At 66.4% G+C, this 9990-nt stretch carries 11 protein-coding genes and 1 tRNA gene; 8 read left to right on the top strand and 4 right to left on the bottom strand.

The window, feature by feature from the left end; genetic code table 11:
* The 6 genes from ACTIFJ_RS13980 to ACTIFJ_RS13955 all read left to right on the top strand — a co-directional run.
* On the top strand, positions 1-404 hold a 404-nt coding region (locus ACTIFJ_RS13980), incomplete at its 5' end, for a cupin domain-containing protein (protein ID WP_439534723.1).
* Positions 401-1096: a DUF4386 family protein gene (locus ACTIFJ_RS13975; protein WP_439534722.1), complete on the top strand. Its 696-nt coding sequence runs from the start codon at positions 401-403 to the stop codon at positions 1094-1096. The genes ACTIFJ_RS13980 and ACTIFJ_RS13975, both read left to right, overlap by 4 nt.
* A gap of 98 nt (positions 1097-1194) precedes the next feature.
* Entirely contained in the window at positions 1195-1701 is a 507-nt protein-coding gene (locus ACTIFJ_RS13970) for a MipA/OmpV family protein (RefSeq protein WP_439534721.1), read from the top strand.
* A 5-nt stretch (positions 1702-1706) separates the two neighbouring features.
* Complete coding sequence (locus ACTIFJ_RS13965) at positions 1707-1997, top strand: MipA/OmpV family protein (protein WP_439534720.1); 291 nt, start codon at positions 1707-1709, stop codon at positions 1995-1997.
* Between the two features lie 26 nt (positions 1998-2023).
* Positions 2024-2839 (top strand): alpha/beta fold hydrolase, encoded by an 816-nt coding sequence (locus ACTIFJ_RS13960; protein WP_439534719.1) that lies wholly within the window; start codon positions 2024-2026, stop codon positions 2837-2839.
* Between the two features lie 224 nt (positions 2840-3063).
* Positions 3064-3570 carry a hypothetical protein gene (locus ACTIFJ_RS13955; RefSeq protein ID WP_439534718.1) on the top strand — a complete coding sequence of 169 codons (507 nt, stop codon included), beginning with the start codon at positions 3064-3066 and terminating at the stop codon, positions 3568-3570.
* Here the strand turns inward: ACTIFJ_RS13955 and ACTIFJ_RS13950 are convergent.
* A tRNA-Ser gene (locus ACTIFJ_RS13950) sits at positions 3531-3621 on the bottom strand. The genes ACTIFJ_RS13955 and ACTIFJ_RS13950 overlap by 40 nt on opposite strands.
* Positions 3622-3748: 127 nt before the next feature.
* Complete coding sequence (locus tag ACTIFJ_RS13945) at positions 3749-5941, bottom strand: flagellin N-terminal helical domain-containing protein (RefSeq protein ID WP_439534717.1); 2193 nt, start codon at positions 5939-5941, stop codon at positions 3749-3751.
* 133 nt (positions 5942-6074) lie between these two features.
* Between ACTIFJ_RS13945 and ACTIFJ_RS13940 the strand changes: the two genes are divergently transcribed.
* Complete coding sequence (locus tag ACTIFJ_RS13940) at positions 6075-6764, top strand: RluA family pseudouridine synthase (protein ID WP_439534716.1); 690 nt, start codon at positions 6075-6077, stop codon at positions 6762-6764.
* A 72-nt stretch (positions 6765-6836) separates the two neighbouring features.
* Positions 6837-8579, top strand: coding sequence for an ATP-binding protein (locus ACTIFJ_RS13935; RefSeq protein ID WP_439534715.1), 1743 nt, complete (start codon positions 6837-6839; stop codon positions 8577-8579).
* Position 8580: 1 nt separating this feature from the next.
* Here ACTIFJ_RS13935 and ACTIFJ_RS13930 read toward each other — a convergent pair whose 3' ends face one another.
* Positions 8581-9417, bottom strand: a complete 837-nt coding sequence (locus tag ACTIFJ_RS13930) for a MurR/RpiR family transcriptional regulator (protein WP_439534714.1) — start codon at positions 9415-9417, stop codon at positions 8581-8583.
* Between the two features lie 42 nt (positions 9418-9459).
* The coding region (locus tag ACTIFJ_RS13925) for a glycosyltransferase (protein WP_439534713.1) at positions 9460-9990 on the bottom strand (531 nt) is incomplete at its 5' end.

Raw genomic sequence — 9990 nt, 5'->3', positions numbered from 1 at the left:
CGACCGAGACCTTCGCGGTCGAAGAAGGCGTGCTGGCGGTCGAACTGGGTAACGGCCAGACCCGGCTGCTCGCCCGCGGCGACACCATCGCCATCGCTCCGGGGACGCCACACGGCTTCCGCAACCCGGCCGATGCGCCGGTGGTGTTCGTCACCACCGCCGATCCGGGCGAGGGGCTCGAGACCTTCCTGCGCGGCATGTATGCGCTCGCCGCTGCGGGCGAGACCGATGCTGCCGGGATGCCAAACGATCCGCGGGCGCTGGCGGAACTTCTGCACCGTGGCAACCTCGTCATGCCGGGCCTGCCCCGCGCGCTCCAGCGCGCCGCGCTCGGCCTGCTGCGCTTTGCGGGATGGCTCACCGGCACGGATCGCCGCCTCGCACAAATGGCGCGCGCGTCATGAGCTCCCGGTCCTCATGGCTGGGAACGGCCACTATCGCGCTCGCCGTGTTGTTCAACGTGCCCTATGCCGTGCTCGCCTCGATCTTCGATTATCCGGCGATCCTGCGCGAACCCGCAGCCGAAGTGCTGACGCGCTTTGCCGAGGGGGGAATCGGGCTGCTGGTCACCTGGTATGCCTTCGCGCTGGCGGCGCTGGCGCTGGTGCCACTGGCGACGGGGCTGGCGATCACACCCGCCCGGCTGACCACACGCCCGGCGCTTGCCATTGGCGCGGCGCTCGCCGGCGCGATGGCCGGGCTGACCCAGGCCATCGGCCTCGTGCGCTGGGTCTTTGTCGTCCCCGATCTCGCCCGCGCCGCCGCCAGCGATCAGCCTGCCGCAGCCGAGGCCGCGATTCACACCTTCGCGCTGATCAACGCTTATGGCGGGGTCGCCATCGGCGAACATCTCGGCCAGCTGCTAACGGCATTGTTCGCTGCCCTGCTCGCGCTGCTCCAGCATCGTGAACGCCAGCGCGGCATTGCCATGTTGGGTCTGGCTACCGGTGCGCTGCTCATATTCGGCACCGGGGAGGGGCTTATGCTTGCCGCCGGGCAGGATGGTAGCCTGTTTGCCATTGGCACGATCGCAGGCTTCCTCGCGCTGACCGGCTGGCTGATCGCAACCGGCATGCTGCTGCTGCGACGCGCCTGACACCACCACAACACCGATTGTTCACCCGCTCCCGCGCGGCCGCGACGGCCCGTGCCGGTCCTCTTTTCACGCCGTCGCGCCATCCAAGGAAAACGACCATGAAGAACGAACTGATCCGCTCCGCCGTCATCGGCGCCCTGTTGTTCACGCCGGCCATCGCGGTGGCACAGGACAAGCCCGCCAAGACCGATGAAATTTCCGGTTACACCACGATCGGCGTTGCCGCCGTGCCCGACTATGAAGGCGCCGACGACCATCGCATCTTTCCACTGGTCGATGGCAAATTGTTCCTCGGCGAGCGTTATATCGCGGTCGAAGGCCCGGCCATTCGCGCCAACATCCTGAACAGCCAGACCTTCGAGTTCGGCCCGGTCGCTGCATTCACCTTTGGCCGCGATGACGCGATCAAGGACCGTGCCGTTGCACGGCTTGGCACCATCGATGACGCCTATGAGGTCGGCCTGTTCGGGGCCGTAAACTTCGACATTGGCGGCAAGGACAAGCTGCGCCTCGGCGTTCAGGGCGTGCATGACGTCAGCAACGTGCATGACGGCCTCGTGATCAGCGCGAACGCCACCTACACCTCGCTGTCGGCGAACGCCTGAGCCTGATGGCAGATGTCGGCGCGAGCTATGCCAATGACGACTATGCGGCGACCTATTTCACGGTCACCCCGGCCGGTGGTCTGGCCAGCGGCCTTGCCGCCTTCGATGCCAAGGGCGGGCTCAAGGATGTCGGCGCGCAGCTGACGGCCAGCTACCGCATCGGTGACAATTGGGGATTTGCCGTCAATGCCGGCTATCGTCGCCTCCTCGGCGACTTCGCCGACAGCCCTGTCGTCGCCAAGGGTGGCAGCGCCGATCAGCTGAGCGGCGGTGTCGGCATCTTCTTCTCCTTCTGAACCCCTCCGGTCTGAAAGACCTCTCCATGCCCGACATCACCATCCGCGGCGCCCGTCTCCACTATGAGGAGACGGGCGCTGGCCCTGAAACGATCCTGTTCATCCACGGCCTGATGCTCCCAAGTGAAAGTTGGGAGGCGCAGCGGGACCGCTTCGCCCAGACGCGCCGGGTGATCACCTATGACCTTCGCGGCCAAGGCCGCTCCAAGCATGCCAAGAAGGGGCTGGGGCTCGATTCGCTGGCAGAGGATGCCGCCGCACTGCTCCGTCTGCTTGCCCCCGATGGCGCGCATGTGGTTGGCTTCTCGATGGGCGCGTTCATCGCGCTCCGGCTCGGTGCCCGCCATCCCGCGCTGGTGCGCTCGCTGACGCTGGTCGGGGTCAGCGCGGATGCCGAAAGCTGGCGCAAGATGCCGGCCTATGCCGCAATGATCGCGCTGGTCACGCTGGCCGGGGTCCGCCCGGTCGCGCCGCGCATGATGCAGATCCTGTTTGGCCGTTCGGTCTTGGCCGATCCGGCGCGCGCCACATTGGTTGCCCGCTGGCGATCGGTGGTCGATGCGCTGCCGAAGTCCATCGTCCGCGCCGCGGCGGCTTCTGCACTAAGGAGATCGGTGCAGGGCGAACTGGCGCAAATCGGGGTGCCGGTGCTCGTCATTGCGGGCGAGGAAGATCGCCCCGTCCCGCTGCACCATCAAATTGCAGTTGCCACCGCAATTCCCGGTGCCGAGATCGAGCAGGTGCCTGCCACGGGCCATGCCGTGATGCTCGAGCAACCAGAATGGTTCAACACCCGACTTGCGAGGTTTCTTTCCCTGAAAAGCGCCGTGGGTCGAAGCTGACGGCAGACCCCCCCCAAGCTGCCGCATTTGGGCGGGCAGACGCCTTTATTTCCGGGCACCCGTCGATCTCGCTCACGGCCCATCGCCGCAGCAGGTGCTGTCAGTCCAACTGCAACTCGTCTCCGCCGGACGGAGCTATCCCCAAACCGCCCTGGCTCTAGCTCATGACTGCCCGCCACTCCGCAAAAGCCGCGGAACGCTGGGTCTTGTAGTCCTGGCGGCTGATGAGATGGCGTTTGCTGTTGAAGTGGTTATGGACCGAGGCATGCACCGAGCTGAACTTCTGCAGCGTGTGCATCCGCCTGAACCGCAGCATCGCCCGCCCTCGTCCCGCAGCGGAGGAGGAGGACGAGGCCTGGCTCGGCACCGTGGCGGTGGCGACCAGGAGCGCCCTCCAGCAGCTTGGCCTCCAGGCGAAGGCGCTGGGCCAGACGCTGACGCCGAACGCCGCGATCCTGCGCTTTGCCGGCAGCGCGAACGTCACGGTGGAGCAGGTCCTCAAGAGGCGGTCGGAGCTGTTGACGACACACGGCCTGAGTAACATCTCGGTGCGGCCCGAGGCAGAGGCAGACAACTGCGCGGCAATTGCCGCGCGACAACCGCAGCCAACGGTGAAATCGAGCCGCAAAGGCCCGCAACCTCCGCCAGTTGCGGCGTTCACCCGGTTCTGGAGACTATCAAGGGGGGTACATGGCGGATCGGGAGGGATTCGAACCCTCGAGGAGCTTTAGACCCCTACACACTTTCCAGGCGTGCGCCTTCGACCACTCGGCCACCGATCCGCGTTCGCCTTGCAGCGAGGCCTGCGCGATAGACGGCCGCGCCGCTCATTGCAAGCAAAGGCGGAGCCGGTTTCCCGGCTCCGCCCGCTTGCCTGTCTTGGTCCCGACGCCGGAGCGTCGATGACCCTTAGCGCAGCAGCTGCAGCACCTGCTGGCCGGCCTGATTGGCCTGCGCCAGCATCGCCTGTGCCGCCTGGCCGAGCACCTGCGAACGCGACAGCTCGGTCGTCTCGCTGGCGAAATCGGCATCGGTGATGCGCGACCGCGAGGCGACCAGGTTGTTCGAGCTCGATTCGATGTTCAGCAGCGTCGCCTCGAGCCGGTTCTGGGCCGCGCCGAGGTTGGCACGGTCGAGGTTGACCGTCTTAAGCGCTTCGTCGATCGCATCGAGCGCCGCGGACGCCCCCTGCTGGGTGCTGATGTCGAGGTCCTTCACCTTCAGCCCGCCACTGTCCGTGCCATAGCTGTTCTGCTCAAAGCCGAGCGCAGTGAAGTTCGACGTCGTCCCGAACCCAAGGCTGCCGGCCGCGACCTCGATCGACTTCGCCGATTTCAGGCTGACCGTGCCATAGGCGGTGTTGACCGCGCCCGTCGTCAGGTCCGAGAGATCGGCCACGGCGGTAACCGCATAAGCCGTGCCCGCACCCTTGACCGTCGTGCCGCCCAGGCCGAGTTCGGCCGCCGTGGCGCCGCCGGTCAGGCTGGCGACCGAGATGTTGCGGCCATCGGCCGCCGTCAGCTCGAGCCCGCCAAGGCCATTGTCCTTGGCCGACACGCCGGTCATGCCGGCGAAGCCGTTGATCGCCTCGGCCACCTTGTCCCGGCGGGACTGGGCGGACTCGGCGGCAACCAGGCCGGTCACATCGATGGTCACGCCATTGATGTTGAGGCTGGCGGCACCGGTCAGCGTCGTCGCCGTCGTGGTCGAGGTGAGCGTCAGCGCATTGGCGCTGGCGGTCACGCCGGTGTCCGCCGAGGAGGCATTGACCGCCGCGGCGATGGCAATGGCGCTGGCCGATTTGGACGAAGACAGTGCCGCCGTCGACGACACCGTATCATCGCCCTGGGTCGCGGCGCGGATCGAAACGCCGTTGATCGACAGGTCGCCATTATTGAGGCTGATCGCGGTCACCGCCGAGGTGGCAACGGCGCGGCTGTCCGAATTGACGGTGGAGACCCCGCGCTCGAACGTGCCGGCGGCGAAGCCGGAGCGGCTGATCCGGGCGGTGCTGCTGTCGGCGGTGCCGATCTCGATCGCGCCGCCATTCTCGGCGACCAGCGACACGGTGCCGGACTGGGCACCGACCTTGACGCCGGTCTGGGCCGCCGTCAGCGTATCGAGGCTGACGATGATGTTGCGGCCGTCGGCAGCCTCGAGGCGGATGCCGCCATTGTTGTCGGAGGTGTCGATTGCGGTCACGCCGGTCTGGCCGGCGATGGCGTTGATTGCCGCCACCACCCGCTCGCGGCTTTCGGTGGCATTGGCCGTGGTGTTGATCGTGGCGGTGGTGATGCCATTGATCGTCACCGTGCCGGTGGCAGCGCCGGCGGTCATCGCCGTCCCGGTCATCACCGTCTTGCCGACTTCCGCCCGCACGCCAGTCTGCGCCGTCGAGGCGTTGATCGCAGCCGCCTTGGCGATCGCCGAGGCCGACTTCTCGCCGGACGAGACATTGTCGTCATCGGCCGAGCTGGAGCCGATGGTGACGCCGTTGATCACCAGGTCGCCGGCCAGCATCGACTGGTTGGCAGTCAGGTTGGCGGCGGTCGCCTCGAAGGCGCCGGTGCCGGTCAATGCCGGCGTGCGGCCGGTGCCGAGTTCACCCGCCCGGGCCGAGCCGATGTTGAGCGCCACGGTCTCGCCGGCGCGGCTGCCGGTCTGCAGCAACAGGCTCTTCGCCGAACCGTCGAGCAGCTTGATGCCGTTGAAGTTGGTGCGCGTCGCCACCGTGTCGATTTCCTCGATCAGCTGCTTGACCTCGGCCTGCAGCGCTTCACGATCCGAGCCGCTGTAGATGCCGTTGGCCGACTGGACCGCCAGCTCGCGCATGCGCTGCAGCGAGTTGGTCACCGATGACATGGCGCTTTCCGCGGTCTGCGCCAGGCTGATGCCATCGGATGCGTTGCGCGAGGCGACGCGCAGGCCGCGCACTTCGGCGGTCATCCGCTGCGAAATGGCGAGGCCGGCGGCGTCGTCCTTGGCCGAGTTGATACGCAGGCCGGACGACAGACGTTCCATCGCCGACATCAGGCTCTTGTTGGCGGCTCGCTGCCCGGATTGGGCGGTGAGGGCAGAAATATTGGTATTGATAACCGTCATGATGCAAACTCCCGCTTCGGTTCCCCGGGTCCCGTGGAACAGACCACGGGGCGCCGTGCACCAAGAAGCGGCGGCAGGCGAAATTGCTTAACCTCGACAGTAAAACTATAGTCCCGACAAAGAGATAGATGCCATGCCCGTGCCGATCCTGTATCAAGACCAGCGCCTTCTGGTCATCGACAAGCCGGCGGGCCTTGCCGTCCACCCCGGTCCGCGAACGCCGCACAGCCTCGAAGCGCTGTTGCCCGCAATCGCCGATCGGGCCGGCATTCGTCGACTGCCGACGATCATGCACCGGCTGGACCGAGACACCTCGGGCTGCCTGGTGCTGGCCATTACCCCGGCTTCGGTCCGACGCGTGGCGGGGCTGTTCGAGCAGCGGCTGGTGCACAAGCTCTACTGGGCCCGGCTCGACGCGCTGCCCGAGGAAGACAGCGGCACCATCGACGCGCCGCTCGCAAAGGTGTCGAGCGCCGAGGCCGGCTGGCGGATGGTCGTCGATCCTGCCGGCAAGCGGGCCGTCACCCGGTGGCGGATCCTCGACCGCCCCGCTCGCCTGATCGAGTTCAGGCCGGAGACCGGCCGCACCCACCAGCTTCGGGTCCATGCCAATTGCCTGGGCACGTCCATCGAGAACGATCCCGTCTATGGTCCGATAAGGGGCAGCGCCGGGCGGCCGCTGATGCGGCTGCACGCCCGGATGCTCGAAATCCCGATGAGCGACCGTGACCCGCTGACGGTGACAGCGCCGCTCCCCGCCGAGTGGCAGGAAGATCATGCGCAATTTGTTCAACTTGATGCTCAAACTGCTCAATCAACCTGATCATAGTTTACATTTTATACGACTGTTCATTAACATTTCTCTCGTAGATATACTGAAGGAGCACCCCTTCAGATGATCGAGCCCGGCATGCAGACACAGCCCTTTCGATTGAGTGCCCATCTATCGCCCTCGGGGCGAAGCCCGGTCGGCAGCGTGGCCGATGTCCGGTTCAATGGCGCCCTGGTCCGGCTGGACAGGCATGCCCTCTCGGCCCTTGTCGATCATTCGGACCCGATCATCGCCGCGGCCGGCAACGTCGGTGGCCAGCTGAAGATAAGGGTCGGTGATCATTGGCTGATCGGCAGCATTCTGGCGATCCGGCCGGACCCGGCCGACACCGCAAACGTCATCGCCGAACTCGACCTGCTCGGTGAGAGCGAGATCGGGCCGGGCGAGGTGATCGAGGCGTTCAGGCTCGGCCTCCGGGTCTATCCGCGTCCCGGCGACGCCGTCATGCCGATGAGCCATGCCGACCTACGAGCGTTGTTTTCACAAGGTGGAACCGATCAGATCGAGATCGGCCATGTCTATCCCACCACCAATGTTCGGGCCGCGCTCGATATCGATGCGCTGCTCTCCCGCCATTTCGCGCTGCTGGGCTCGACAGGATCGGGCAAGTCCAATGCGGCGGCGCTGATCATGCACCGCATCATCGACCAGGCGCCCAATGGCCATATCGTCGTCATCGATCCGCACGGGGAATATGCCCAGTCCTTCGCCGGCCGCGGAATTGTCTTCAATGTCGAGAACCTCGCCCTGCCCTATTGGCTGATGAATTTCGAAGAGCATTGCGAGGTCTTCGTCACCAGCGAAGGCATGGAGCGCGAGCTGGACAAGGCCATCCTGGCGCGCTGCCTGGCCAGGGCCAGGATCAAGAGCCTGGCCCCCGATGCGCCGGTCAATATCTCGGTGGACAGCCCGGTTCCCTACATGATGTCCGAGATCCTCGTCGCGCTCGATGCGGAGATGGGCAAGCTCGACAATGTCAGCGAGCTGAGCCGCTATGTGCGGCTGAAGAACCGCATCAACGAGGTGCTGCGCGACAATCGCTACACCTTCATGTTCAACCGCGCGCTGGTTGCCGACAGCATGAAGAGCTTCCTGGCAAGGATCCTGCGGATGGAGGATGACGGCAAGCCCGTCGCCATCATCGACCTGTCCGGCGTGCCGACCGACATCGTCTCGGTGGTGGTGGCGCTGGTAGCGCGCATCGTCATGGACCACGCCATATGGTCACGCGTCGAGGACCACCGGCCGGTGCTGCTGGTCTGCGAGGAAGCGCATCGCTACATCCCGGCCGATCGCGTCCTCAGCGGCGCCTCGGTGCGTCGCAGCCTCGAGCGGATCGCTAAGGAAGGGCGCAAATACGGCGTCTCGCTGGGTCTGATCAGCCAGCGGCCGTCCGATCTCGCCGAGGGCACACTGTCCCAGTGCGGCACCATCATCACCATGCGCATGAACAACGACCGTGATCAGCAGTGCATCCGCAACGCCATGCCGGAAGGCGGGCGCAGCTTCCTCGATGCGCTGCCGGCGCTGCGCAAGGGCGAGTGCATCATCTGCGGCGACGGGGTCACCCTGCCGGTCCGCGTTCGGCTCGACCTGCTGCCGGCCGATCGCCGCCCCCGCTCCGAGGACCCGTCGTTCAGCCAGATCTGGAGCACCGCCGGCAAGAGCGGGGAAGCGCTGGACGGCACCATCCGCCGTTGGCGCCACAAGGCCAGCCTGCCCGCCACCGCCGGCACGAGCAGCACCGAAATCGGCGTGGCGTTACTGAAGCCCGCATCGACCCTGTTGTCCGACACGGCATTGTAAGTCAGCGGGCGCTGCCTCCGGGCAAAAAGCCGATGAACTCGGAATAGGTCCCGGACAGCACCGACAGCCGCTGATGCACATCGGCGACGCCGATATCGCGCACAATGTCGTCGATCAGCAAGTTGAGCAGGCTGCCCAGCGCGCTGTTCATGTCCCAGAAGTGACCAAGACTGACCTCGGCGGTCAGGAAATAGGGCGTCAGGTCGCGCGCCCAGGGGCAATAGGGATCGGTGACGACCACGAGCGGCACATTCTGCGCCACCGCACGCTCGGCCAGCATCAAAAAATGCCGCGAATAGCGCCGGATGTCGACGAGCACGAGCACGTCCGACGGCTCCAGTTCCGCCAGCATCGCCGAAAAGCGGCCGGCGCCGGTCTCGTGGCTGCGCACACTAGGCCGGACATAGGTCAGATGATCGGCAAAGGCGGCCGCCAGCCCCCGCTCGGTCTGAAATCCGGCGACATGGACCGTGCGGGCATGCGCCAGCAGCCGGACCACCTCCCCCCACAGCGGCGTCGCCGCCAGCGCATAGACGTCGGCAACGGCCGCATGCTCGGCCTGCAACCGCGAATCACGGCTCTGCGGGCGCGCCAGCAGCCAGGGCGCATTGAGATCGTCGCGCAGCGCCGACTTGAGCGCCGCCAGCCCATGCCAGCCGCGCGCCTTGAGGAACCGCCCGACCGTCATCGCCGACACCCCCAGCCGCGCGCCGATGGAGGCGGCGGTCTCGAACGGCACGCGGTCCAGATTGTCCGACAACCAATTGGCGATCATCCGCTCGGCTACGGTAAAATCCTCATAGCCTGAACGGATACGATCGCGAACGGTGTCAGCCATAGCCCGCTTATACGGGCCTGCTTCTGCGTCGCAAGTGCCGGATCAGGCCGCCAGCGCGGAAATCGGCAGGTCGGTTTCAGCCAGCGCGGACAGGAACTGGTCACAGGCATGATCCCAGCTGAACCGGACGCCGAACGCGGCGCAATCGGCACGGTCACAGCGCAACGCCGCCTGCATCGCCCGCCCCAGATCGGTATCGACGGCACCGACGGGTCTACCGGCCAGCGTCGCTTCGCCCCCGGCGCCATAGCCGATCCGCCCCAGCCCGTCCTCGCCAAGAATATCGAGCGGCCCCGGCACCGGATAGCCGGCCACCGGCGTGCCGCTGGCCAGCGCCTCGATAATCACCAGCCCGAAGGTGTCGGTCCGGCTCGGAAAGGCCAGCACATCGGCGCCGGCATAGGCCCGGGCCAGCGCCTCGCCGTGCAAGGCGCCGAAGAAATGCACGGCCGGATAGCGCGCCTCCAGCGCCGCGCGGGCCGGGCCGTCGCCCACCACCACCTTCGATCCCGTCCAGGGCGCCTCCAGAAAGGCCTCGATATTCTTCTCCACCGCCACCCGGCCGACGTGGAG

The organism is Polymorphobacter sp., assembly GCF_051860865.1.
In the GTDB taxonomy this organism is placed as follows: Bacteria; Pseudomonadota; Alphaproteobacteria; order Sphingomonadales; family Sphingomonadaceae; genus Sandarakinorhabdus.
This window is presented reverse-complemented; position numbering and strand designations above follow the sequence as displayed.

Bases quoted from the DNA above. Each gene is read 5' to 3' on its own strand.
- ACTIFJ_RS13975 (WP_439534722.1), top strand. From the start codon at position 401: ATGAGCTCCCGGTCCTCATGGCTGGGAACGGCCACTATCGCGCTCGCC.
- ACTIFJ_RS13970 (WP_439534721.1), top strand. From the start codon at position 1,195: ATGAAGAACGAACTGATCCGCTCCGCCGTCATCGGCGCCCTGTTGTTC.
- ACTIFJ_RS13965 (WP_439534720.1), top strand. From the start codon at position 1,707: ATGGCAGATGTCGGCGCGAGCTATGCCAATGACGACTATGCGGCGACC.
- ACTIFJ_RS13960 (WP_439534719.1), top strand. From the start codon at position 2,024: ATGCCCGACATCACCATCCGCGGCGCCCGTCTCCACTATGAGGAGACG.
- ACTIFJ_RS13955 (WP_439534718.1), top strand. From the start codon at position 3,064: ATGAGATGGCGTTTGCTGTTGAAGTGGTTATGGACCGAGGCATGCACC.
- ACTIFJ_RS13945 (WP_439534717.1), bottom strand. From the start codon at position 5,941: ATGACGGTTATCAATACCAATATTTCTGCCCTCACCGCCCAATCCGGG.
- ACTIFJ_RS13940 (WP_439534716.1), top strand. From the start codon at position 6,075: ATGCCCGTGCCGATCCTGTATCAAGACCAGCGCCTTCTGGTCATCGAC.
- ACTIFJ_RS13935 (WP_439534715.1), top strand. From the start codon at position 6,837: ATGATCGAGCCCGGCATGCAGACACAGCCCTTTCGATTGAGTGCCCAT.
- ACTIFJ_RS13930 (WP_439534714.1), bottom strand. From the start codon at position 9,417: ATGGCTGACACCGTTCGCGATCGTATCCGTTCAGGCTATGAGGATTTT.